20 protein-coding genes, 1 pseudogene and 1 riboswitch are annotated in these 25,044 nt (G+C 52.6%); of the genes and pseudogenes, 6 read left to right on the top strand and 15 right to left on the bottom strand.

The window, feature by feature from the left end:
• Window positions 1-51: 51 nt before the first annotated feature.
• From AC3WJN_RS03155 to AC3WJN_RS03145, 3 genes are all read right to left on the bottom strand, one after another.
• A complete protein-coding gene (locus tag AC3WJN_RS03155) occupies window positions 52-1,476 on the bottom strand; it encodes an aldehyde dehydrogenase family protein (protein ID WP_007778183.1) in 1,425 nt (474 codons plus the stop codon).
• Between the two features lie 18 nt (window positions 1,477-1,494).
• A complete protein-coding gene (gene gabT / locus AC3WJN_RS03150; RefSeq protein WP_007778180.1) occupies window positions 1,495-2,844 on the bottom strand; it encodes a 4-aminobutyrate--2-oxoglutarate transaminase in 1,350 nt (449 codons plus the stop codon).
• A 196-nt stretch (window positions 2,845-3,040) separates the two neighbouring features.
• The gene (locus AC3WJN_RS03145; protein ID WP_007778177.1) at window positions 3,041-4,444 is read right to left on the bottom strand and encodes a sigma-54 interaction domain-containing protein; all 1,404 of its coding nucleotides are present in this window, start codon (window positions 4,442-4,444) and stop codon (window positions 3,041-3,043) included.
• A 222-nt stretch (window positions 4,445-4,666) separates the two neighbouring features.
• On the opposite strand from AC3WJN_RS03145, the pseudogene AC3WJN_RS03140 reads away from it, so the two are divergent.
• Window positions 4,667-5,086: pseudogene (locus AC3WJN_RS03140) on the top strand (IS5/IS1182 family transposase); the annotation flags it as partial.
• 129 nt (window positions 5,087-5,215) lie between these two features.
• A riboswitch (cobalamin riboswitch) is annotated at window positions 5,216-5,415 on the bottom strand.
• A gap of 126 nt (window positions 5,416-5,541) precedes the next feature.
• On the opposite strand, the gene AC3WJN_RS03135 reads toward AC3WJN_RS03140, so the two are convergent.
• From AC3WJN_RS03135 to AC3WJN_RS03110, 6 genes are all read right to left on the bottom strand, one after another.
• On the bottom strand, window positions 5,542-8,217 hold the full coding sequence (locus tag AC3WJN_RS03135; RefSeq protein WP_007778158.1) for a YhgE/Pip domain-containing protein: 2,676 nt from the start codon (window positions 8,215-8,217) through the stop codon (window positions 5,542-5,544).
• A gap of 207 nt (window positions 8,218-8,424) precedes the next feature.
• Window positions 8,425-8,970, bottom strand: a complete 546-nt coding sequence (locus AC3WJN_RS03130; RefSeq protein WP_005826838.1) for a hypothetical protein — start codon at window positions 8,968-8,970, stop codon at window positions 8,425-8,427.
• Between the two features lie 20 nt (window positions 8,971-8,990).
• The gene (locus AC3WJN_RS03125; RefSeq protein ID WP_007778154.1) at window positions 8,991-9,704 is read right to left on the bottom strand and encodes an amidase domain-containing protein; all 714 of its coding nucleotides are present in this window, start codon (window positions 9,702-9,704) and stop codon (window positions 8,991-8,993) included.
• A gap of 400 nt (window positions 9,705-10,104) precedes the next feature.
• Entirely contained in the window at window positions 10,105-10,443 is a 339-nt protein-coding gene (locus AC3WJN_RS03120) for a zinc ribbon domain-containing protein YjdM (protein ID WP_005826834.1), read from the bottom strand.
• Between the two features lie 77 nt (window positions 10,444-10,520).
• Window positions 10,521-11,306 (bottom strand): gamma-glutamyl-gamma-aminobutyrate hydrolase family protein, encoded by a 786-nt coding sequence (locus tag AC3WJN_RS03115; protein WP_005826832.1) that lies wholly within the window; start codon window positions 11,304-11,306, stop codon window positions 10,521-10,523.
• Between the two features lie 86 nt (window positions 11,307-11,392).
• Window positions 11,393-12,880 carry an alanine/glycine:cation symporter family protein gene (locus tag AC3WJN_RS03110; protein WP_286085948.1) on the bottom strand — a complete coding sequence of 496 codons (1,488 nt, stop codon included), beginning with the start codon at window positions 12,878-12,880 and terminating at the stop codon, window positions 11,393-11,395.
• Window positions 12,881-12,973: 93 nt separating this feature from the next.
• Between AC3WJN_RS03110 and AC3WJN_RS03105 the strand changes: the two genes are divergently transcribed.
• The 5 genes from AC3WJN_RS03105 to AC3WJN_RS03085 all read left to right on the top strand — a co-directional run bounded on the left by AC3WJN_RS03105 (window position 12,974) and on the right by AC3WJN_RS03085 (window position 16,938).
• On the top strand, window positions 12,974-13,747 hold the full coding sequence (locus tag AC3WJN_RS03105) for a transporter substrate-binding domain-containing protein (RefSeq protein ID WP_005826827.1): 774 nt from the start codon (window positions 12,974-12,976) through the stop codon (window positions 13,745-13,747).
• A 45-nt stretch (window positions 13,748-13,792) separates the two neighbouring features.
• The gene (locus tag AC3WJN_RS03100; RefSeq protein WP_007778144.1) at window positions 13,793-14,449 is read left to right on the top strand and encodes an amino acid ABC transporter permease; all 657 of its coding nucleotides are present in this window, start codon (window positions 13,793-13,795) and stop codon (window positions 14,447-14,449) included.
• The gene (locus AC3WJN_RS03095; RefSeq protein ID WP_005826823.1) at window positions 14,446-15,168 is read left to right on the top strand and encodes an amino acid ABC transporter ATP-binding protein; all 723 of its coding nucleotides are present in this window, start codon (window positions 14,446-14,448) and stop codon (window positions 15,166-15,168) included. The genes AC3WJN_RS03100 and AC3WJN_RS03095 overlap by 4 nt, the downstream gene beginning before the upstream one ends.
• Window positions 15,169-15,268: 100 nt before the next feature.
• The gene (locus tag AC3WJN_RS03090; RefSeq protein WP_005826821.1) at window positions 15,269-15,946 is read left to right on the top strand and encodes a response regulator transcription factor; all 678 of its coding nucleotides are present in this window, start codon (window positions 15,269-15,271) and stop codon (window positions 15,944-15,946) included.
• Complete coding sequence (locus tag AC3WJN_RS03085; protein ID WP_122952400.1) at window positions 15,943-16,938, top strand: sensor histidine kinase; 996 nt, start codon at window positions 15,943-15,945, stop codon at window positions 16,936-16,938. The genes AC3WJN_RS03090 and AC3WJN_RS03085 overlap by 4 nt, the downstream gene beginning before the upstream one ends.
• A gap of 103 nt (window positions 16,939-17,041) precedes the next feature.
• Here the strand turns inward: AC3WJN_RS03085 and lpdA are convergent, their stop codons facing one another.
• From lpdA to AC3WJN_RS03055, 6 genes are all read right to left on the bottom strand, one after another.
• On the bottom strand, window positions 17,042-18,421 hold the full coding sequence (lpdA, locus tag AC3WJN_RS03080) for a dihydrolipoyl dehydrogenase (protein ID WP_005826817.1): 1,380 nt from the start codon (window positions 18,419-18,421) through the stop codon (window positions 17,042-17,044).
• A gap of 12 nt (window positions 18,422-18,433) precedes the next feature.
• Entirely contained in the window at window positions 18,434-19,750 is a 1,317-nt protein-coding gene (locus AC3WJN_RS03075; protein WP_005826815.1) for a dihydrolipoamide acetyltransferase family protein, read from the bottom strand.
• Window positions 19,751-19,847: 97 nt separating this feature from the next.
• Window positions 19,848-20,885: an alpha-ketoacid dehydrogenase subunit beta gene (locus tag AC3WJN_RS03070; RefSeq protein ID WP_005826813.1), complete on the bottom strand. Its 1,038-nt coding sequence runs from the start codon at window positions 20,883-20,885 to the stop codon at window positions 19,848-19,850.
• An 18-nt stretch (window positions 20,886-20,903) separates the two neighbouring features.
• A complete protein-coding gene (locus AC3WJN_RS03065; protein WP_005826811.1) occupies window positions 20,904-21,896 on the bottom strand; it encodes a thiamine pyrophosphate-dependent dehydrogenase E1 component subunit alpha in 993 nt (330 codons plus the stop codon).
• Window positions 21,897-22,168: 272 nt separating this feature from the next.
• Window positions 22,169-23,002: a lipoate--protein ligase family protein gene (locus AC3WJN_RS03060; protein WP_221843268.1), complete on the bottom strand. Its 834-nt coding sequence runs from the start codon at window positions 23,000-23,002 to the stop codon at window positions 22,169-22,171.
• Between the two features lie 37 nt (window positions 23,003-23,039).
• Window positions 23,040-24,950, bottom strand: a complete 1,911-nt coding sequence (locus AC3WJN_RS03055; RefSeq protein WP_327953397.1) for a sigma-54-dependent Fis family transcriptional regulator — start codon at window positions 24,948-24,950, stop codon at window positions 23,040-23,042.
• Window positions 24,951-25,044: the final 94 nt, after the last annotated feature.

Genomic DNA, 25,044 nt, shown 5'->3' with positions numbered 1-25,044 from the left:
TTTTCATGTGGTGCTGCACTCTCCTGTTTACTCGTGGAAAAACAGCGGCAGCTACAGCTTGATCGCAATCAGTTTCAGCTCTGTCAACTCTTCGACGGCATACTTGATGCCTTCGCGGCCAAAGCCGCTGTCCTTCACGCCACCGTATGGCATGTTATCCACCCGGAAGGTCGGGATGTCGTTAATCATCACGCCGCCCACTTCCAGCTCTTCTGCTGCGCGCATGGCTGCATGAATATCGCTCGTGTAAATCCCTGCTTGCAGGCCGAAACGGGAGTCGTTTACTGCCGCAATCGCCTCGTCCATCGTCTCAAACGGCGTGACGACAACGATTGGCCCAAACACCTCCTGGCAAGACACGGAGGAATGGCTGCTCACGTTGGTCAGGATCGTAGGGGCAAAAAGTCGGTCGCTCACAGCTTTGCCGCCTGTTACGACGCGCGCTCCGGCGTCCACCGCTTCCTGTACCCACGCCCCCATCCGCTCATGATCTTTGGCGGAAATGACGGAGGACATGTCGGTTGCCTCCTGCAGCGGGTCACCCAGCACGAGCTTTTCTGTCGCTGCCTTGAACTTTTCCAGAAACTGTTCGTACTTGCTCTGGTGAACGTAGACGCGTTGCAGCGAGATGCACACCTGGCCGCTAAAGGAGAAGGCTCCTGTCACGCAGCGATCGACCAACGCTGGCGTGATCTCTACGTTGTGGTCGATAATGACCGCGGAGTTGGAGCCAAGCTCCAATGTCACGCGTTTCAGACCTGCCTTGTTTTTCATCGCAATCCCGACCGCAGGACTGCCCGTAAACGTAATCGCGGCGATCCGGCTGTCGCTGACGAGCTTTTCGCCTACGACCGCGCCTTTTCCCGGAAGGATGTTCACCGCGCCGGCCGGCAATCCGGCCTCGGCAAAAATATCGGCCAAAATCAGCGAGCTGAGCGGAGTCTGACTGGCTGGCTTCAGTACGACCGTATTTCCTGCCGCAATCGCCGGACCTACTTTGTGGGCAACCAGGTTAAACGGGAAGTTGAATGGCGTAATCGCCCCGACCACGCCGATCGGCTTGCGCACGGTAAAAGCGAGTCGTCCCTCGCCTCCCGGAGCCGCATCGAGCGGTACGGTTTCCCCGTGAATCCGCTTTGCTTCCTCTGCCGCGAATTTGTACGTCTGAATCGTGCGGGCGATCTCGACCCGTCCCGTGCGCAGTGGTTTGGCAGCTTCCTGGGCGAGAATCACAGCCAGTTCCTCTTTGCGCGCTTCCATGATCGCCACCGCTTTTTCCAAAATCAGCGCCCGCTGGCTCGCTGGCAGCTTCGCCATCACTTTTGCTGCGGCGCTGGCCGCGCGGATCGCCTCGTCGACATCCGCCTCGTTCGCCTGGGCGACCTCTGCCAGCAGCTCGCCGGAATAAGGCGAGTACAGCGGCGCGTATTCCGTTGCTTCTTTCCATTGACCGTTGATATACAGATGCTTTTTCATGCGTACCTCCCAGATGAATTAGTGGGTCACGTATTGGCTTTTCAGCACATCGGTCATGATGTCCAGCGCTTCTTGCAGTTGCTCGTCGGTAATCACCAGCGGAGACAGGAAACGCAGCACGTTGCTGTGCACACCTGCGGAAAGCACGATGACGCCGGACTCGTAGCAGCCTTTGGTCAGGCTCGCCACAAGCTCTTTGGCAGGCTGCTTCGTTTGCGGGTCGATAAACTCTACCGCGCACATTGCCCCCAGTCCGCGAATTTCCGCAATCACAGGGAACTCGGCTTGCAGCGCCTGGAAATGCGTCTTGATCGCCTTGCCGATCTCTTTTGCGCGCCCGGACAAATTTTCGCGCTCCATTTTTTCGATCACAGCGAGCGCCGCTACGCAACCGAGCGGGCTGCCGCCGTAAGTGCCGCCGATTTCCCCCGGATTTGGCGCGTCCATGATCTCTGCGCGACCTGTCACAGCAGAGATTGGCAAGCCAGCCGCAAGCGACTTCGACATCGTAATGATATCAGGCTCGATTCCGAAGTGAGTCGAAGCGAACATCGCTCCGGTCCGGCCGAAGCCTGTTTGAATTTCATCGGAAATGAACAAGATATTGTGCTTTTTGCAAATTTGGAAGACGCCTTGTACGAATGCTACTGGCGGCACGATGAAGCCGCCTTCGCCCTGGATCGGCTCCATGATGACAGCCGCGACTTCTTCCGGCGCGACTTCTGTCAGGAGGAAGTCTTCGAATTGGCGCACGCAAAATTGCGCGTACTCATCCTCTGTCATGGAAGCAGGCTTGTTCAGCGGATAAGGGAATTGCGCCTTGTAGGTAGCTGGCGCGAACGGCCCCATCTCGAATTTGTACGGCTTCACTTTGGAGGTCAGCGACATGCCGAGCAGTGTGCGTCCGTGGAAGCCGCGGCTAAACGATACGATACCGGGACGTCCGGTGTATTTGCGGGCGATTTTCACGGCGTTTTCCACCGCTTCCGCTCCGCTGTTGGCAAACATCGTTTTCTTTTCGAAGCTGCCTGGCGTGATTTCGGCGAGCTTTTCCGCCAGTGCCACATACGGCTCGTACATGCCTACGTGGAAGCAAGGATGGATGTATTTGTCCAGTTGCTCTTTGACCGCGTCGACTACTTCCTGCGGACAATGCCCTGCGTTCAAAGTGCCGATCGCGCCTGCCAGATCAATGAACGTGTTGCCATCTACGTCTGTCACGAGCGCGCCGGAGGCTGTCTCTACAAAAACCGGGGTGTTGTTGCCGATGCCTTTTGGCACAAACTGTTTTCTTTTCTCGATCAGGGCGGACCCCTTCGGACCAGGTACACCAGCGGCTACATTGACGAATTTGCGTTGTTTGGACATATCGTGATCTCTCCTCGTATGAGATTGATAACAGCAAGGTGATGCCTTCGCTGACGATATGTAGCAATACTCGTGCCAAGCGAAAAAGCTTGCCGGAAGCGCATTTGCCGCACGCGCGCGGTGTACGTTTATTCAAAAATGAATTGAAGACCACGAAATTCCCGATTCATTTTTGAATGAAAAATTCATTTTTGAATCAAGTGGAACGAATCCGGTATTTTTGCAGCTTGCGCACGACAGACGGCTGGCTGATGCCGAGAAACTCCGCCATCTCTGCTGTCGTCCGGCAGCGCTCTGCCGCATGGCGCAGCCATTTTTCCTCCACCTGCTCCAGCGCATCCCGCAGCGACATTCTCGACGCCGCTACACTCGGCTCCATCGCTGCCTGCTCCTCTCCGACCGCCCGGATTTCGGCAGGCAGGTGCTGGGGCGTAATCACGTCTTCGTCCGCCGTCACGACCATCCGCTCCAGGACGTTTTCCAGCTCCCGCACGTTCCCCGGCCAGGCGTACTGCATCAAGGCGTGGGTCGCCGCTGCATCAAGCCGCTTGTTCATTCCGTACCGCTCATTGAGCGTGCGCACGACAAGCTTCAACAGCGCGGCAATATCCTCTGGCCGATTGCGCAGGGCGGGCACATGAATCGGCACGACGTTCAGCCGGAAATACAGGTCCTGGCGAAACTTGCCTTCCTTGACCATCTTCTCCAGGTCGCGGTTGGTCGCGGCAATCAGGCGAAAATCCACGTCCCGGTACTGCATGCTGCCCACGCGCTGCAGCCGTTTTTCCTGAATTACCTTCAGCAGCTTGGCCTGCAAAGTCAGCGGCAACTCCCCCAACTCGTCCAAAAACAGCGTCCCCTGATTCGCCATCTCGATAATCCCTTGCTTGCCCTGCTTGCCTGCGCCCGTAAACGCGCCTGCCTCGTAGCCGAACAGCTCCGACTCCAGCAGCCCTTCCGGAATCGACCCGCAGTTGATTTCCACGAACTGTCCGCCAAAGCGACGGCTGTTGCGGTGAATCTCGCGCGCGATCACGTTTTTCCCGACCCCTGATTCCCCCAGAATGAGCACGGTCGAGTCGACCATCGCCACCTTTTTGATGAGGCGGTCAATGTCGCGCATCGGCTGACTGACAGCCACGAAGCCCTCCTGGTTTTTCTCGCGCAGCTCCTCGATCTCGGATTCAAACTGCTTCAATTGCTCGGTCAGGCTCTCGTAGCGACGCTTCAATTCCAAAATTTCCGTCAAATCGTGCGAATAACTGATGACCGAATGCATGCTCCCATCGGCATTCCACAACGGATAGGCCGTCACCATCAGCTTGCGGCCCCCGGGGATTTCCTGCATCATCGTCTGCGGGGTCTTCGTATCCATGACCTTGCGCGTGACGGAAGGCGAAAATACTTTTTCTTTTTCCAGCTCGATGACGTTTTTGCCCAGCAGCTCGTCTTTGCCGATCCCGTACATTTCGTAGGACGAATCCCCGACTAGCTGAATGTAGCCTTCCGGGTCCGTGATGAGCAGATGATCGCGCGACGTCTCCACAATGCCTTCCAGCACGCGGCTCATCCATCGCGCCCGGCTCTCTTCATTATTCATTCGTCCGCCTCCTTTTGGCCTCAGGCTGCTGTCGCCGCTCCCGCTTGCTTGCCCGCCCGTAAAATCTGCCTTGTCCCAAAAGCCGTGTCTGCCTTCACGGTTGTCTCTGAATCCTGTTTTTTACTTTCATTATAGAAAATAGAGCTTGCCAGAACAACGAATGCCCAGAAAGCTGAGCTTTTATCCACCACACACGTGTTCATGCAGCATCGCAATGACTCCAGTCAACCTATTCCCCACTTCTCGACACTGGGTAAGAACTACGTTCGCCGCTTCCGCGATAGCAATTTGTTTGAGACAATCTTCGCTCGCATTCTGGAAGAGGCCGTCAGCCATGGATTCGTGGAGCCGGAAGTGCTTTTCATTGATGCCACACATGTAAAAGCCAACGCGAACAAGAACAAATACCTCAAAGAGATCGTGCAAGAGCAAAGCAAAAAGTATCAGGAACTGCTGGACGACGAGATCAATCAAGATCGAATCGCACATGGGAAGAAACCACTCGAAAAAAAAGACAGAAGCTCACAGAAGGAGGGGAAGGTCAGTACGACTGATCCCGAGTGCGGATTGTTTGTAAAAGGAGAAAAAGAGCGTGTCTTTGCCTACAGTTTCCATACGGCTTGTGATCGAAAGGGGTTTGTCTCCAATCTGAAACAACTTCCGCAGAAGTTGTTAAGAGGCGAATGAATACTCAAATAAGCATGCTGATTGTCCAAATCAAAAACACGCCTATCCATTTCGCACTTAACACCCCCTATCCTCGTAGGTATTGATGTTGTGCTCAAACAGGCAGGTCTCCTGGCTTATGTTCATCGCTTTTCGAACCTTCCCATTTTCGGCTGGCGAAAACAGTGGCATCTTCGAATCGCTCCCAATTACAGTTGCGGGACAGCGTCGGATTCTAACCGAACTTCCCTTTTAAGCAGATAAAAGATGGTGAATTTATCTGCACCTGTTTGTACACGTATTTAGTTTGTCTCGAATATACCACCGATTCAGAAAATTAACAATTGGATTCTTTCCTAAAAATTGGGTAACCCGATTGAACGCACACGAAAAAACCAGCCAATAACGATGATTGGCTGGTTACTGATGGCTTACCCGATAATTTTTGTCTTCTTGGCATTCTCCATCGATTTTTGAATCAGGCCGCTCAACGGACGCTTCAGGGCGAGCGCGATGAACAGGCTGATTCCGATGAAGCCGAACAGAAAGAGAATGTCCCGGGTCGCCGTCTCCCACAGCACCCCGCCTACGCCCTCACGCAGCAGGCTGATCGCGTAGGTGAACGGCATGAACGGATTCAATGCCTGGAAAAAGGGAGCGGTCATGCTGATCGGGAACGTCCCGCCCGAGCTGGAAAACTGGAACACCATGAAAATGATCGCGATGCCTTTGCCCACGTTGCCGAATACGGACAGCAGCGTGTACGTGATCGTGACGAATACCATGCTGACGAGCATCGCGAAAAGCACAAACGGGACTTTATCCGCAACATAAGCTTCCAGAATGTAAATGTCTCCAAGCGTAATGCACAATGCCTGAAGCAGACCGATCGTCACAAACGTGCCCAAGCGGCCCAAATAAAGCTGGTACGGCTTGTAGCGGCCATCCGGATTTTCCGCATCCGGCTTGAGCAGGGAAATCAGCAGCGTGGCCCCGACCCATAGCGACAGGACGCCGTAAAACGGAGACATCGCCGAGCCGTAGTTCGGGATCGGGTATTTGCGGTTTTCCTTGATCTGCACCGGGCTGGCGAGAAATTCGCTCTCTTTTTGAATATCCCCGCGCAAAAGCTTGGCGAGATCGGCGAAGTTGTTGTTCGCCTCTACCTCTCTCAGCTTGTCTGCCGCCTGCGAAATCGCGCTCTCCAGCTTGGGCAAATCGTCGCGAACCAGCGCCGCCACTCTGTGGACGCCGTTCTCCACCTCCGGCAGCTTGTTGCGCACAAAATCAGCCAGCTTCACAAGTTCCGCTTCCGCCTGCGGCAAATCGTTGCGAATGAATGCCGCCGCCTGGTCGAGCTTTTGCCCGATGGCTGGCAAGTTTTCCTTCAAGAACGGAGCCGCCGTGCGAATCGCTTTGGCAAAAGCGTCCGACTTCGCTTGCAGCGTTTGCGCCAACTCGTGAACCCGCGCCTGAATTTGCGGCAGCTCCTGCTCGATTCGTTTCAGCTCTGCCAGGCCAAGCTCCAGACCTGCCTTCGTTTCCTTGAGAATCGTCTCGATATCCGGGAGCTTTTCCTGCGCTTTGTGCAAAAGCTCGGCGGACGTTCCCGTGATCGTCTTCAGCTTTTCAATGCCTTCCTCGATTTTCGGAACGATTTCGCTATCGTAGCGCCCGAGAATATCGCCCAGTTCCGCGCTCGTGTTTTTCGACAGTTCGTTCAGGCTCTCGACCAAGTCTCGCGCTGGCTTTTTCCCGTTTTCCAGCGCGTCTGCAATCGTGCCGAGAATTTCGATTTGCCGATTCATCCTGTCCTCGAGCCCGTGCAGCCGCTCTGACAAACGGTCCAGCGGCTGTCCGGGGATGTAGCCGTTCAGCTTGTCGACCAGCGCTGCGGTATGTTCCAGCACGCGCACGACTCGGGACAGCCTGTCCTGGACGGCATGAACCTCTTCTGCTGTCGGCAAGCGCTCCGGATTGAGCTGCAAAAGCCTGTCTGTAAGCTGTGCAAGCGCATCGGCAGCTTGCTGGGCCAGCAGGAGATTTTGCTTAATCAGCGGCGCGATTGTGTCCCATGCGCCGTCATGGGTTGCAAAAAACCGATTCAGTTGATCGGCCAAATCGGCTCCTTTGTCCGTCAGCTCGGCAATGCGCGGCAGGGCGTTTTGAGCCGCCGAAACAATCTCAATTGCCTGACTGGCCTTCTCTGTGGCCGTGGTGACCGCGCTTGCGACTTTGCCGAAGTTTTGATCGAGCTCGGCAATGCGCCCAACCGCCTGCTCGATTGTCGGCAGCTTGTCTTCCATGCCGATGATAACCGATGCGGCTTCGTTGATTCGCGGCCAGTTTTGCTGGACTTTCAGCACGGCATCGGCCGCCTGGTTGATTTCCGGGAGGCGCTTTTCCACTTCCGGGATGATTTGCGCCTTCTCGTGAATTTCCGGCAGCTTCTTTTCAATCTCCAGCACCTTTTGCCCCGCTGCATGAATCTCGGGCAGCTTTTTCTCCAGTTCAAAAATACCGCTCTCGATTCGGCGAATGGTCGGCAGTTGCTCCTCGAGCTTCACACCGATTTCCGTCAGCTTTGTCAGCAGAGCCTCGCTGACCTCTTCCGTGAAGCTTTCGTTGATCTGCTTGGCGATGGCCGAGACGCCGGAAGAGGTGATTTTGGGAGCCACGGCGTTGACTTTTTCGTTGACCGTATAGATCACTTCGGGCCTGTCCAGTCTGCCGTTGACGATCCCGGTAATTTTCTCGGAAAAGTCGGCCGGAATCAGGATGCTGGCGTAGTAATCGCCCCGATCCACGCCGCGCTCGGCCTCCTCCTTCGTCACGAAGGTCCAGCCCAGCTTATCGTTGTGCTGCAAGCTCTTTAGCAGCTCGTCCCCGATGTTGATCTGCTTGTCCATGACCGTCGCACCCTGATCCTCGCTCGTTACCGCCACTTTTACGCCTTGCGTATTGGCGTACGGGTCCCAGACCGACTTGATGTTGACCCAATCGTACAGGCATGGGAGCAAGATGATCGCGACAATGAGGAAAATTCCCGTCGGTACTTTGAATATGTTGATCCAGTCCGTTTTGTAAATCTGCCATATGGAACGCATGCATGTACCACCTAATTTTGGAGGAATGAGGGCCATCTGATACTTCCATGACAGTCTACCATAAAAGGAAATAAGCGGGAAGGAAGCTGCCAGTAGTAGCATGAGCCGCTGCCTGTCATTTTATGTTTGGCCTGTCCACCTGGACTGCTCATGAAAAGGGCGCTGCCCTGGTGAGCAACGCCCTTTGTTTTTCGCGTACATGTAGCCTTATTGGTCGCTTTGCGTACTGATTGCATCTTTTTCCTGTTGAAATTGTGCCAGCAACTGTTCTGCTTCTTCTTTGGCATCTTCAGACTGCCTTGCCATCTTTGCTCTATTTTTTAAAGAAGCCAATTTCTCTTCAAATTTTGCAACGAGTTGTTTCTGCTGTTCGATTTGCGCTAACATTTTCGTTACCTCGGGGTCGTTTGCATCTGCATCGCTGTTTTTGTAGCTTGATTCATGAATGAGTGTCATTTCTTTGAAACCAGCTAGCTTACGTGCCAATACATCCTCGGGGTTTTCGGGGTACAGCTCTTTTTTCAGCTTGCCTATCTCCCACCCCAGATCTTTTATTTTTTGTCTTTCTTCACTTGGCGCATTTGGATCATCTTGCTCGGCCAGCTTTTGATACTCTTCTTCCATTTGCTTAAGCATTTCTGTTTTGGATGCATCATTCGCATATGCTTGATACCCCAAAAAACTTGCAACGCCTAAAATGGCAAGACCGCCTATTGATGCAGCGATAAGTTTTTTGGTTCGCTGTATAAACATGGTATCACCCCTTTAGTGTTTTATTTCTTGATTTTTATTGTTACAACATATGCTCCGCCATAATCGAGCCATTCACTTAGCGGAAGGTCTGTCCCCCATGTATAATCACTGTCATTTAACGAATGCTGAGCCATATACACTTCCCCATCCTTAAAGTGATGAACTACTTGTGAATGAACAGTTCTTCCAGCACTGTTCACATACTGAACAATATCACCTTCATACAAATCGTTGTAAATGTCTCTAAAGTTCTTTTGTGCATCTTTGACTGAGTACTTTTTGGCCTGATACGCAAATTCTCCTCCGGAACCATTAACTACTGCCCAGTGTTCTCTAAATTGATGAGCTCCAGTCCAAGATGATGTGCGGGATTTTTTATCATTTGTATTTTTGGGAACATTAGGGCCATAATAATACCAATCCTTTGTATTCCTATTATAACCAACTTTTCCATGGAAATCCAGACCTCCGCCCTCATGTAATACTTGAGAAACAAAGTTTGTGCAGTCACCACCATCGCTGTTACTTCCATATTTCGCGTACTTTTTATTCCCAGGTCGTTCAGCATACTTTTCAACGTATTTTTTTGCACCTCTTCGGTCAAAATCGCTATTTATTTTCGAGTCCTTATTCGTAAACATAATCTCTGGTGCTGCAAATGCTTGTCCAGTCAGTAAAGTTGTTCCTAAGAACGTAAAAATCAACGTTTTTTTCAAAGCCTTCTTCAAATTCATCATCCCTCTCCAAGGAAATTTTTGCAAAATATCTTCACTTTATTTTTATGTCAAAATTCCCAAAAAAATCAATAAATTTCCTTTTTAATTCTATTTATTATTCGTTTCTCCTATTCCTTGCTTCAGACAACATGAAAGACCTGTCCCGTCTGTTCAACACGGAGACGTTCGTCGCAAGTCATCCACGAAAGCGAGACAGGCGGCGAAAAAAGTTTTACCTTATCGCGCGGGGACGTGTCGAAGTTGTCCTGTCTTTCCTTAACCGTTCCAATTGAAAAAAGTGGTTGGCAACGGAAAATGTTGCTCAACCACTTTTTATATGTTATATGTCTGCCGTCTGAGGGAAGCGTATGCAAGATAAAAAAAAACCAGCCTCTCTACAGAAGCTGGCCTGACGTTGCTACACCTTTTTCACAAACTCCGACTTCAATTTCATCGCACCGAACCCGTCGATCTTGCAGTCGATATCGTGGTCGCCGTCCACCAGACGAATGTTTTTTACCTTCGTCCCGATTTTCAAAACCGACGAGCTCCCTTTTACTTTCAGATCCTTGATGACGGTTACGGTATCGCCGTCTTGCAGGATGTTGCCGTTCGCGTCCTTGATTACTTTTTCGCCGCTGTCCTCGGCTTCTGCTTGCAGTGTCCACTCGTGGCTGCATTCCGGGCAGATCAGCATGCTTCCATCCTCGTACGTGTACTCGGAATTACATTTCGGGCAATTTGGCAATTTACTCATGCATTTCATACCTCCATCCAATTACGGCTCATTTTAACACAAATGCCCGTTGGATACATGTCTTGCCGCCCAATTTCTTAACGGTTGGCAGAGGTACAAAGGTTATCCATGTCTATTCGCTTCTTCTTGGCGGACTCGATAAATAGCATAAACAGCTTCAGTTGTTCCTCATCTGTCTGAAACATCATCTCGGGATGCCACTGAACAGCCAGTAAAAATGGATACTGCGGATGTACAATCGCCTCAATGATGCCATCCTCTGCGGTTGCAATCGCTTCCAGACCTTCTCCGAGTCTTTCGATCACCTGATGATGAAAGCTGTTGACGTCCAGCTCCTCCTTGCCAAAACAACGATAAAGAACATGCTCCTTTGAAAGCTTTACCTTGTGAGCAATACTGGATTTTGGCCCTATATACCCGGCGTGGTTGATCTCCGTGGAATAGCCTCGCTCAATGTCTTGCACGAGCGTCCCGCCAAAATACACATTCAGAAGTTGAAGTCCGCGACATATCCCGAATATCGGCATCTTTCTTTTTACCGCTTTGTCCAGCAGCTTCCATTCAAACTGGTCCCTGGCCGGATTGATCTGACCAAGACCTTTTTTATACGGCTGCCCGTAGAAGCTTGGGCTAATGTCGCTCCCGCCAATAAACATCAGGCCATCGAGACGATCCAATAGCGACTCCAGATAACTGTCATCATCAATGAGTGGAATCGGTACAGGTATTCCGCCTGCACGATGAATACTCTCAGGATCGTCTATCGCTGACATAAAGTGGTCCTGGGCAATGACAAATCGATGTTTGCTTTCCTCAAAGGCACTGACGTAATAGGTTGTACAACCAATGAGAGGCTTCGTCACATTCCATTTCTCCTTCATCTGCTGATCTTATGTGACCGATTTTAGGGGAAAAATTCTGGAGAAAAATCAAAAAATTATGTGATCGCTCACTCAATTGTCTTTGTAGCGCTGGCCATTCCCTTATCTTCATAAAACAGTCGGACATCTTCGTCAATCTGCCCGATGTTCAAATATCTGGCTTTGTAATCTTGCAACAGCTTTTTAAACTGATGGCTGAGAACCAGCAGGAAAAATATGTTGATAAAGGTAGGTACAGCAGTCATGATGCCTGTCATCAACCATACATCCTTGTCGGGAAAGTGAAAAGTGACGACATAGACGACAAAGAGAAATTCGGGAAATGCGCAAAATATCTTCAAATATTTCAGTACATGTTTTTTAGCGACCTTCTTTTTATTCAGCAGGTGTTTTACCATTATTTCCCTGCTCACATACCAGCCGCTTGCCGACGTTAGTGCAAACAAGAAAATGATGACCGTCACCATGTATTTGCCCGCTAACCCCAATGTTTGTTCAAACGAATGCAAAGCCAGTTCAATCCCCGTTCGTCCGGAAACCCAATCATCAGACAAAATCACCACGAAAGCCGTAATTCCACAAATCACAATGCTTGTAAAAAACACCTCAAAACCACCCCACAGCCCTTGCTTTACCGGATGGTCGACATTGGCCGTCGAATGAACAATCGGTGTAGTGCCCCAGCCGAATTCGCTGGTGTACACTGCCTGGGATACCCCGATCGTAATGACCTGGGCCAAGGTTGCTCCCGTGAAACCACCGATGGCGGCCGAGCCATAAAAGGCGTGCCGAATAATCAATTCCAGGGTCGGGATGACTTTTTCCACGTTCATCAAAATAATCAGGAAACCTAAAGCAAGATAAGCCACGATCATGAACGGCACTATGAATAAAAATATCCTTGCCAAATACGGAATGCCGCGCACAATGATGAAATAAACCAAAAGCGCAAACAAAAAGGATACGCCAAGAATGTTCATATGAAACGTGGTGCTGATAGCGACGGAAGCCACGTAGTTTTGGATCGAGAGAAAAATGGGCGCGATCATGCCAATCACAAACAACACGACCAGAAACATCCAATTTTTTACATTCATTTCTTCACCGATACCTTTTTCGATGTAAACAGTCGCCCCCCCGATGAATTGCCCATCCTCGTCTCTCGTTCTGTAATAGACGGATAAAGTTACTTCTACCATTTTGATAATCATCCCGACTGCGGAGGCAACCCACATCCAAAATACCGCTCCCGGACCGCCGATGGAGATGGCTGTAGCCACCCCGCCTATACATCCAACCCCTACCAGACAGCCAAGGGCAATATTTCCGGCGATGTAAGAAGGCAGTCCTCCTCGTTGGCTTGTTTTTTCCGTTTTTTGGCGAGTGGAGCCCCAAATGTGGCGAAATATATGCAAAAGCTGACGAAGCTGAAAAAACCGATTATCCACCGTAAAAAAGAAGCCCGCGAAAAGAATAGCAAAAGGCATGGGGATATCCCAAAGGATGTTGACGATGGAGTTTGCCATTTTCTCTATCAAGACGACCAAACCTTTCACGAATTTTCACACATTTCTTTGAAATTTATTTTACATTATTTTTTTATGATATAGGCACAAAGTACGTATCTTTTTTCAAAGAGGAGGGTTTTTATGCTTCGTCGTAAACATTGGATTTCTTTCGTAGTAAGCTGTTTGACAGCCATTGGATTGGTAGGGTGCGGAGCCCAAGAGACCGGGGGCAGCGCAAACAATACTCTCATTTTTGCCGTCGCTCCAGATGGAGGCGCTTTCAGTTCCCGAGACAGCTCCGGCAAACTGACCGGATTTGATATTGAACTCGTTGAGTCACTCGCTGCGAAAGAAAACCTCAAAGTAGAGTGGAAAGAGATGAAATTCAACGGAATTATCCCTGCCTTGCAAGCGAAACAGGTTGATGGCGCTGCAGCTTCAATCACCATTCGTGACGATCGTAAGGCAGTGACGAATTTTACCGACCCCTATTTTGATTCCGGCCTTGTGATGGTAGTGAAAAAAGATAGCCCGATCAACTCCGTCGATGACTTGAAGGACAAGACAATCGTCGCCAAACAAGGAACATCCGGACTTGAAAAAGCAAACGAGCTCGCCAAAGAAAAAGGCGCCAAAGTAAAGATTTTGGAAGATGAAGCCACACTCTATATGGACGTGGAAGCGGGAGGCTCCGATGTGCTGATTAACGACTTCCCTTTTGTCGCCAATAAAATCAAATCCGGAACAGCTACCAACTTGAAAATCGTTGGAGACAAATTGACAGGTGAAGAATACGGGATCGCCATTGCAAAAGGAAAAGAAGACATTCTGGAAAAATTCAACAAACACCTGAAAGAAATGAAAGAAAACGGCGAGTATCAAAAATTATACGATAAATACTTCGGTTCAAACTAACGGGTGCAGATTGCACCTTATTTCTTTCAGGAAAGGAAGCGAAGCATGGACACATTAAACCTGATTGCAGACGCATCTCCCCTTTTGCTGAAAGGGCTTGAGAATACGATAAAAGTAGCTTTTCTTTCTTTGCTTTTTGCCACTGTTCTCGGACTTTTCTTCGGCCTCTTGCGTGTATCGAAGCGAAAGTCGCTACAAATGATTGCGAAAGTCTATGTAAGCATCATTCGGGGTACCCCGCTGTATGTACAAGTTATTTTCTTTTACTTCGGCGTGTTTCCACTACTGTTTGGACGAGCTACCGATGCGGTGTCTGCCGGCATCTTCGTTCTCAGTCTTAATGCAGGGGCGTATTTGGTAGAAATATTTCGCGCCGGCATAGAATCCATCGACAAAGGCCAAATGGAGGCAGGCCGAGCCATCGGCTTTACCCATGGCCAAACAATGGCATACATTATCATGCCGCAAGCAATCAAGCGAATGATCCCCGCAATCGTCAACCAGTTCATTATCAGCATTAAAGATACGTCACTGCTTGCCACCATCGGAATTGCGGAGCTTACATTCACGGCTCAGACAATTTATGCGGTAAACTTCAAAGCTTTCGAGTTTTTAGGTACAGTTGCCGTCATTTACTGGGTTCTGATCTATGTGCTCACATGGTTCTCCCATTGGCTGGAAAGGAGGTTGGCGGCACGATGATTCAAGTGAATCAGTTGGCAAAATCATTCGGGAATCTCCATGTACTCAAGAACATCAACGCCCATATCAAACGCAAAGAGGTCGTATGTGTCATCGGCCCCTCGGGCTCCGGCAAGTCTACTTTTCTCCGATGCATGAATCTTCTTGAAGAACCTACAGCCGGTGAGATCATCATCGACGGGATCAACATTATGGATAAGCAAACAAATATTAACGCCCTTCGGCAAAAAGCCGGAATGGTATTTCAGCAATTTAATCTCTTCCCACACAAAACATCATTGGAAAACATTACGCTGGGCCTGATTAAGATCAAAAAATACAGTACAGCATCTGCCGTTGAAAAAGGAAAAGCCCTGCTTGCGAAAGTAGGTCTTCTAGAAAAAGCAGATGTCTACCCGCGAAATCTGTCTGGCGGTCAGCAGCAAAGGGTGGCGATTGCAAGAGCTTTGGCTATGGAGCCGGAAATCATGCTGTTTGATGAGCCTACATCAGCACTCGATCCCGAAATGGTCGGGGAGGTTTTGCAAGTGATGAAAGACTTGGCCCAGGAAGGAATGACGATGGTGATCGTCACACACGAAATGGGTTTTGCCAAAGAGGTAGCTGATCGAATCCTGTTTATGGATCAAGGAATTGTTGTAGAAGAAGGCACGCCTGAACAGATGTTTTTCCACACCCAACAAGAAAGAACGCGGGAGTTCCTGAACAAGGTTCTGTAGCTCGCTTCTCTTTTTCAACCTCTGGATTCTCTTGAATTCAGAGGTTTGCTCCATTCCGGTATAATAGTATGTATTACATCGTGAGGGGGAGTTTTTGCAGATGGCGTACACCGTCTTTTTAGTTGAAGATAATCAGGATTTAAACTCCATCTTGCAGAAGTATCTGGAAAACGCAGGCTATACCGTGGAAGCATTTCTGGACGGCTTCTGTGCCCAGCAAAAAATCCGGGAGACACCTGACCTCTGGATCTTGGACATTATGCTGCCCGATACGACCGGATACACCTTATTCAAAGAGATCAAAGCAATCCACCCGGATATTCCTGTGATCTTTATCTCTGCCAAAAACCAGGAAATCGACCGGGTTGTCGGTCTGGAACTAGGCTGCGACGACTACATCTCCAAACCATTTTTACCGCGAGAACTGATCTTGAAAACGCAAAAGCTGCTGGAACGCAAAAACGGCACAAAGCCTCATCGGCACGCTATAAACAAAATAAACGACTATACCATTCACCGCGAAAACCACACCATTCATCACGAAGGTGTTTCCATATCCCTGACCAGCAAGGAGTTTGAGCTATTGCTGTTTTTCATTGACCATCCAAATCGTGTGTTCTCTCGGGAACAAATTTTGGAACGATTGTGGGACAAAAACTATTATGGCTCTGATCGTGTAGTCGACGATACTGTGCGGCGCATACGAAAAAAAATGCCAAAGCTGTCCATAGAAACTGTCTATGGCTACGGTTACAGGTATAGGCTGGTGAATGGATGAGAGACAAACCGTTTGGACTCCAAATATGGGTAATCATGACCGCTTTTCTCACTTTTATTACGGGGATCATCACGGTTGTACTCGTCACATATGTCTCGGTCGATGTCCTAATCAATCTCGTTCGGCTTCTCGTCATACTCTCTATCATCAACATCTGCATAGCCAAGTTTATCTCGAATAAAATTACCGAGCCATTGCGCTACTTGGAAAAGAAGGTTCGCAAAATTGCAAACAAGGAGTGGGAAGAACCGATTGATCTAAATCGCGGAGACGAATTCGGCAAACTGGCTTCCTCTATTAACATGATGCAAGAATCGCTCAAGAAAATGGAGATGGAGGAAGAAATTTTTTTACAAAGCGTTTCCCATGATTTGAAAACACCTATCATGGTCATCCACAGCTATTCCCAGGCGCTTTTGGATCGAATCTATTTGAACGACTCTTTTGACGAGACGGTTGCTGTCATTATTAAAGAAGCGAAGCATCTCGAAAAAAAGGTAGAAAAACTGCTGTACCTCAACAGTCTCGACTATATATTAGAAAGAAAAAGTGAATGTAAGCCCACGAACGTCCAAGCAATTGTTCACAATCTCATCGAGAGATTTTTACTGGTGCAAAACAATATCGTCATTCACAACCAGTTGAAAACTGTGTTTGTCTGGGGAAACGAGGAAGAGCTTACGGTAGCACTGGAGAACATTTTGGAAAACAATATGCGCTTTGCCAAATCTTCTATCTGGATATCGGTGAACCGCGTTCTCGTCCAAGAAAAAGAACTCGTGGAAATCATCCTGGAAAACGACGGTCCCCCGATCGAAGCTGAACAGCTAGATCAGTTGTTCAACCATTTTTACAAAGGGATGAACGGAAAATTCGGACTTGGGTTATTCATCACGAAAAAAATCATCCAATTCCATAATGGAGAAGTACACGCAGAAAACAGGGGAAAACGCGTGAGGTTTACCATCTTGCTGCCAAGCACGACCAACTGACGCTGCTTCTTCTCGATAAAAAACAGATAGCCCTCCCTTGGCTCGGTGGAGGGCTATCTGTTTCACATTTTTGCATCGCTTGCAGTCATCGACTTTTGTTCCGCTATCCGTGAATCGCATGTCCCAATGCCCCGCGAACCGCCTCGTTCAGCGCCTCTGAAAGCGTAGGATGCGGAGCGATAAAGTTCTCCATGGCATCTGCCGTCATTTCGGCATGCAAAAGAAGCGCCGCCTGCCCGATCAGCTCTGTTGCCAGCGGCCCCACCAACGTCACGCCGACGATCTCGTGGTACGCCGGCTCCACCAGCACTTTTACTTTGCCTGCGGCTTCCTGCAAAATCATCGCCTTGCCGTTGGCCGAAAAAGAAAACTCGCCGACGAGCAGCCCTGCGTATTGCTCTCTGGCCTGACGCTCCGTCAATCCGACGGAAGCCACCTCCGGCGATGTATAAATGCAACGAGGCACAGCGCGCAGGTTGAGCATGGCTTCCTCGCCGCATGCGTTGCGAGCAGCAGTCTCGCCTTCGTGAAAAGCTACGTGGGCAAGCTGAATCGTTCCGCGCGCATCACCTGCGGCATAAATATGCGGCTGGCTCGTCTGCAAGCGCTCGTTTACCTCGATCCCGCGCGCTGTCGCTTTTACCCCGGCTCGATCGAGCGAAAGTCCGTCCAGACGCGGCTTTCTTCCGATCGCTACCAGGACGGCATCTGCCTTGAGTTCCTTTACCCCCTCCGGAGTACGGATGCGCGCCAGCCTGCCCGTGCGATCCAGTGCTTCCACGCTGCTCCCCAGATGCAACTGCACGCCCTCCTGCTTCAGGCTGCGCTCCAGAAATGCCGCGATGTCAGCGTCTTCTCCCGGCAATAGTTGCTCCGCCAGCTCCACCATGACGACCTGGCTGCCCATTCTGCTGTAAACGGAAGCAAATTCGCAGCCGATCACTCCCCCGCCCACGATGAGCAGCACGGGCGGAGCCTTTTCCAATGACAGGCAGTGACTGCTGTTCAAAATCCACTCCCCGTCGAATGGAGCAAAAGGAAGGGCGATTGGCTCCGCCCCGGTCGCTACAATAAATTTCTCTGCCTCTACGCTGCTCGTGCCGTCTGCCGTCTCTACCCGCAAAGAGCGCTCGTTTTGAAACGTCGCGCGTCCTCGCATGACCTGCACCTGATTGCGCTTCATCAAGTACTGCACGCCGCCAGTCAACTTTTGAACGATGCCCTGCTTGTAGGCGTGCACTTTCTCCCATTGGACTCGCGTCTGGTCCACAGGGCTTTCGATGCCGAAGCGTCCTGCATGCAAGACGTGCTGATATGTGTCCGCGCACTCCAGCAGCGCTTTGGTCGGCATGCAACCTTCGTTCAGGCAGGTGCCGCCCAGTTCCTTTTGTTCGATCAGCACAACCTGCTTTCCGGCACGCGCCGCCGTAATTGCCGCCACGTAGCCCGCTGGTCCTCCGCCGATAATCGCGATATCGTACATGCCCTTCCCTCCCTAGACCAGCAGGCTGTGCGGTTCTTCCAGGTAAGACCGGACTGTCGCCAAAAACGCCGCAGCCGGAGCGCCGTCGAGCACCCGATGGTCAAATGTCAGGGAGAGCGGCAATATGCTGCGGCGTTGCAGCTCGTCGCCGACAAATACAGGCGTGTCCTTCGCCGCGCCTACGCCCAATATCCCGGCTTCCGGCGGATTCAGCACAGGTGTAAAGGTGTCTACGCCATAGCTGCCCAGGTTGGTGATCGTAAAGGTAGAGCCTTTCATTTCTTCCGGCGCAAGCTGATTTTGTCTTGCCCGTGCGCTGACGGATTTCAGTTGGCTGGACAGCTCGGCAAGCGTCTTCTGCTCGGCCTGGCGAATGACGGGGACGACCAGACCTTTTTCCAGCGCGACGGCTATTCCGAGATGAACCTCTTCGTACAGCTCGATCCGGTCTTCCACATACGCGCTGTTCATCTGCTTGTGCCGCAAAAGCGACAGAACGACCGCCCTGGCAATCAAATCGGTAACGGACAGCTTGAGCTGGTAGCGGCGCTCCATTTCTGGCGAGAGCTTTTCCTTCAGTTGCAAAAGCTCGGTAATGTCCGCCTGCATCGTGATCGTCAGTTGGGCGCTTTGCTGCAGGCTCTGGTACATCCGCTCGGCAATGACTTTGCGCATGCCGGAGACAAGAATGCGCTCAGGCTGCTTTTCGGCTGTGTTCACGGCCGCTGCCGCATGGTCGCTGCTGCCCGCGACAGGTGCAACGCTCGTTTGCACGCCAGCAACTTGTGCCGCCGCATTCGTCTCTTTTTCCCCGCCAGCCTGAATGAAGCGCTCCACGTCTTCTTTGGTGATTCTGCCCTGCGGCCCTGTGCCCGTCAGCTTTGTGTAGTCAATGCCCGCTTCTTCTGCCATCTTGCGCGCTACAGGCGAGATTTTGATCCCATCCCGCGGACGATCCAGTACGGCAGTTGCAGTTGTTGCCGCTGGCGCTCCTGCTTTTGTCCGCTGCTCATCCGAAGCCGCCAGCGCAGCGACCGACTCGGCAGTCGCTTTTGCCGACGCGGCGACAGAGGCCGTCCCTGCCAGTTCCCCTGGCTGTCCGATCACTCCAAGCACGGTGCCGTAGGGGACCACGCCACCCTCGGGAACCTCGATTTTCAACAGCACGCCGTCTGCAGCGGCCTCTACTTCCATTTCAATTTTTTCCGAGCTGATGTCGACGATGCCCTCGCCTTTTTTTACCGCCTCTCCCTCGCGCTTCTTCCAGGCGATAACCGTACCTTCCACCATTGCCATTCCCAGCTTGGGCATAATGATATTTTCTGCCATTTTGCTCTCTCCTCTCCTGCCTTGCCTACGCGCTTGTTTTCAGCCGAAAAAGCACCCGGCATTGCTCGTTGCCGACAGCCGGGTGCTGCCCAGTCGATCAGGAAACGGCGGTAATCGAAGCGTCTCCGATCATTTCCGACACGACCTGAATGACCTTTTGCGGCGATGGCAGATACAGATCCTCCAGCACCGGAGAAAACGGAACAGGGGTATGCGGCGCTGTGATCCGTTTGATCGGCGCATCCAACGTGTCGAAGCCTTTATCGGCCACAAGCGCTGCGATATCGGTGGCGATGCTGCAGCGCGGGTTCGCCTCGTCGATCACGATCAGGCGATTCGTCTTCGCGACGGAAGCCAAAATCGTATCCTCATCCAGCGGCGACAGCGTGCGCGGATCGACTACCTCGACCTCGATTCCCTTCTTCGCCAACTGGTCGGCTGCCGCAAGCGCTGTCTGTACCTGCTTGCCGATGGCGACAATCGTCAGGTCGCTGCCCACGCGCTTGATGTCCGCTACGCCGAGCGGGATCGTGTAGTAGCCTTCCGGAACTTCTCCTGTGGTGTTATACAGCGTTTTGTCCTCGAAGAAAATGACCGGGTCGTTGTCCTCGATGGCGGCGAGCAGCAAGCCTTTTGCCTCATACGGCGTGGACGGCACGACTACCTTGATGCCCGGGATGTGCGTGAACATGGCGTACAGGCTCTGCGAGTGCTGCGCTGCCGCCCGGAATCCGGCGCCGTGCATCGTGCGAATCGTGATCGGAACCTGCGCCTTGCCGCCAAACATGTAGCGGAATTTCGCCCCCTGATTCATCACCATGTCAAGGCAGCTTCCGATAAAATCGTTGAACATCAGCTCGGCAATCGGCCTCATCCCTGTTGCCGCAGCCGCCATGGCCGCCCCGATGTAGCCCGCTTCGGTAATCGGCGTATCCAGCACGCGCTCGCGGCCGAACTCCTGCACAAGCCCTTTGGTCACGCCAAGCACGCCGCCCCACGCTTCATCGTCCTGCAAATGGTCCACCTGCGCGCCGCCAGCCACGTCCTCGCCCAGCAAAATCACGTTCTCGTCGGCTCTCATCGCCAGCTTCATCGCTTCGTTTACAGCGGCAGAAAAGCTGATTTTTCTCGTCATGTTCTCCATCCTCCTCTCTTAGTACGACACGTACACGTCTGTCAGCAGCTCTTCGGCGTTCGGATACGGGCTTTCCTCGGCAAAGCGGATTGCCTCCTGAATCGCCGCTTCCACCGACTGCTCGATCTCTGTCAGCTCCGCGTCAGCGAGCGTTTGCGATGCAGTCAAATGATTGCGGAACGTCGCAATCGCATCTTTTTCGTTCAAGTGCTCCTGCTTGTCGCTCTCTTTTTTGTATTTTTGCGCATCCCCTTCGAAATGCCCGTAGTTGCGGTAAGTCACACATTCAATCAGGGTAGGGCCTTCGCCGCGCCGCGCACGGGCTACTGCTTCCTCCGCCGCCCGGTAAACAGCGAGTACGTCTTTGCCGTCCACTCGCACGCCCGGCATATTGTAACCGCTTGCACGATCGGCGATATGAGTGCAGCTCGAGGCGTATGTAAACGGCGTCGCCTCTCCGTACCCGTTGTTTTCTGCCACAAACACGACAGGCAGCTTCCAGATCGCCGCCAGATTCAAGCCTTCGTGGAAAGTTCCCTGGTTGTTTGCGCCATCCCCAAAGAAACATACGCTGACCGCACTGGTCTTTTTCAGCTTGGCTGTCAACGCCGAGCCACACGCCAGCGGGAATCCGCCTCCGACGATGCCGTTTGCCCCCAGCATCCCTTTGTCCAGGTCCGCGATGTGCATCGAGCCGCCCTTGCCTTTGCACAGCCCTGTCGCCTTGCCGTAAATCTCCGCCATCATTCCATTCAAGTCGCACTCTTTGGCAATGCAGTGGCCGTGACCACGGTGCGTGCTGGTAATGCTGTCCTGCTGGTTCAGATGTACGCCCAGCCCAACCGCAATCGCCTCTTCTCCCGCATACAAGTGAACAAAGCCCGGCAGCTTGCCCTGTCCGAACAACACGTGAACCGCGTCCTCGAATTTGCGGATCTCCAGCATTTTGCGGTACATCCATTTCGCCTGCTCACGGGACAGCACCTGTTCTTCCGCCTGGATTACTTTCATCAGATACGCCTCCTCCATCGTGACTTGTCTGGAACGACCGGTCGATCGCTCTTGCCCTTTTCTATGTGCAATCCTTGTGCCAGCCTGGGCCTGTCCGACAAAAACGCGTATTTGCGCCATGTTTCCGACTCGTTTTGCCGGGACATGTCCCTCGCAGGTGAGACAAACTGAGACAGGCGTCCCATTTTGTCCCATTTTTTCTCAATTCTCACTGGGCCGCACCTGCCTCTGTCCGGCTTGGTCGATGGCAGAAAATAAAAAAGGCCGGTTCTTTAAGAACCGACCAGGTGACGCTGTCTTCCTTGCAGCATATGGAGCGCGCTCTCCGCCTCCCGGGCAAGCCATGGCGGACAGACATCCAGCACCGAAAACGAAGATGCTGCCTGTGCGTGCAACACCTTGCGTATTCGCGCGGCCAACCATTCGGCTCCACCCGGCACGCCCAGCTCGGACAGGCTTGCCATCCGTTCAGGCTGCACCTGCGGATACTGCTCGACAGCGGCTCCTTGGGCAGCCGTCTCGTAAAAGGACTGGACGACCTCACCGTACGCACGCCCGCAGCCCTCTGCATTGATGAACGCCTGCACAGCAACGGCGCGTGTCAAACGCCTCTGGGCAATCCCGCAAAATTTATAGCCGTCGATGGCAAGATCGTACGTCCCTGGACAATAGGAGCCTACGACCTCGCCGCTGTTCATGCGCTCTCCATCGTCGCCCAACGCTGCGCGAATCAGCTCGACCATTTGCGCGAAAAACGGCTCGGGATTCAAGTCGGCAGCTCCGACAGGCATCACCAGCGACAGATTGACCACGCCCGGAGCGAGCGGAACGGCCGCGCCCCCCGATTGGCGGACAGCCGTGCGATATCCTTTTGCCTCCAGCTCGCGAACAGCCTCCGCCGCCTGTGGCAGCTTGGCGTCCCGCGAGCCGAGCACCACTGCCTTTTCGTGCCGCCAGAGGTGAACCAGCGGCGCGATTGCCGCATCTTTTGCACACAGGCGGGCGTACGCTTCGTCGATGCCAAACGGGACAAGCACGTCCCCCGTATGTATCCGGGAGGTCGTGTCGAGCAGTTGCAGCGTCGTTTGTCGCCATGTCGGTTGCATACGTGCGTTCCTCCCTGTTGTTTTCGTCGTCAGAGGCTCAGAGCCGATACTTTTTCAGCTTGCGGTAAAAAGTGCTGCGCGGAATGCCCAGCAGCTCGGCCGCCACAGACGCGCTGCCGCCGCTCTTTTCCAGCGCCTGGACGATCGTTTGCCGTTCCAGCTTCTCGCGATAGCGCAAGGAGTCCGGTTCGTAAAAAGCTGGCTCGTTTGCCGCGTGACCTGCGCCGAGGCGCAAATCTGTACTTGGCTGGTCCGGATACACGGAGACGGAAAAATCGTGGTTCAGATCGGGCTTGGTCAAGCCGATAAGAAAACGCTTCCAATCTTCTCTGGGAATCACCCTGAGACGCTCCACCACGTTGTACAGCTCGCGAATGTTTCCCGGCCAGTCGTAGGCTAGCAGCTCCTTTTGCAAAACGTCCGGCAACTCCAGCTCGTCGTAGCCGTTTTTGCGGCAATAATGCCGAATGAGCAGCGGAATGTCCTCCTTGCGCGAACGAAGCGGCGGCAGCGAGACGGGCAGCACGTGCAGCCGATAGTACAAGTCCTCGCGAAACGTGCCTTCGCTCACCTGCTGGCGCAAATTGCGGTGCGTAGCCGCGATGACGCGAATATCCAGCGATTGTTCTTCCGCACTCCCGATCGGCGTGACTTTTCGCTCCTGGAGGACTCGCAGCAAAGCTACCTGCATCGCCGCCGGAATTTCCCCGATCTCGTCGAGAAACAGCGTTCCCCCGTTGGCCTGCGCCAGCTTGCCCTTGTACCCGCGGCGGCGCGCCCCCGTGAAGGCTCCCTCGACGTAGCCAAACAGCTCGCTTTCCATCAGCTCGCGCGGGATCGCCCCGCAGTTGACCGCGACAAACGGCCCTTCCCGGCGCGGGCTGTTGTCGTGAATCGCTTGCGCCGCCAGCTCTTTTCCCGTGCCGCTCTCGCCGTAAATCACGACATTGCCGTCCGTTGGCGCAATTCGCTCCAGCTCCCGCAGCACACGGGCAAAAGCCGCGCTTGTTCCCTTCTCGCCTTTGAACTGAAACGCGGGGCTGCCGCTGAGAAAAATGCGCGGAGCCCGCGTGCTGCTGGGAGTCAGCTCGACAATCCAGCCGATCAAGCCGTTATGGCGCCCGGAGAACACCGGGGCTTGCCTGACCTCCATCAGCCCGTATTCGGCCAGCTCGCGCCGCGTCCGTCCTGACCAGCCAGCAATTTGTTTGCGTATGCCCGCACTCGCGTACACCACCCGCTCTTCCTGGTTGTAGACGATCAGATGCCGTTCCGGTTCGTCCGCCAAAAGCACGGAGCGCTGCAGCAATTCCAGCTCGTCCTGCTGCCGCTGCTTCATCCACGCCTGCTCGATGGAGTACGCCAATGTCATAACGGTCGCCATCGTCTGGGGATGGCTGCGCTCCAGCGGGCTGGATACGTCAATGACCCCGAGCAGGCCGCCTGCTTCGTCGCGAATCGGCGCGGCAAAACAGCTCCAGCGATGAGAGGCAACAGAATAATGCTCCGTCCCGTTGACCATGATCGCTTCCTTTGCCATGAGCGCCGTTCCGATGGCATTGGTCCCTACCTCTTCCTCCGTCCAGCGCACGCCCTCGACGAAATTGATCGCGTTCGCATCCAAAAGCGCCCGTTTTTCGCCGCGCATGCTCAACACATAGCCCTCGGGATCAATCACGAGCGCAATCATTCCCACATCGTGAATAAAAGGCGACAGTCGGTCGATCTGCGGCAAGGCAAGCTCCAGCAAAAGCCGGCTGCTCTCCTGCTGCCTTTTCAAAGCGTCTCCTGCCAACACAACCTGTCCCGTTCCTGCGTACGGATTTACCCGATTTCTTTTGCAGCGATGCCACGACTCTGTAATCCGTTTGTTGATTCGTGCTGAGTCAATTACACCTTCTTGAACAAAACGTTTCCACATCCGCAACGAAACGCTTTCCTCGAACATGCATCAACCACCCTCCGCTTTACGAATCAATCCTTTCCCTCAAGATTATCCCGAATGTTCAGAAGTTTCAAGGTCTGTCTGTTTTTGACGGCTG

This window comes from Brevibacillus sp. FW306-2-1A-C05A, from assembly GCF_058781555.1.
Note: the sequence above shows the minus strand (reverse complement) of the source record. Positions and strands in the feature narration are given on the sequence as shown.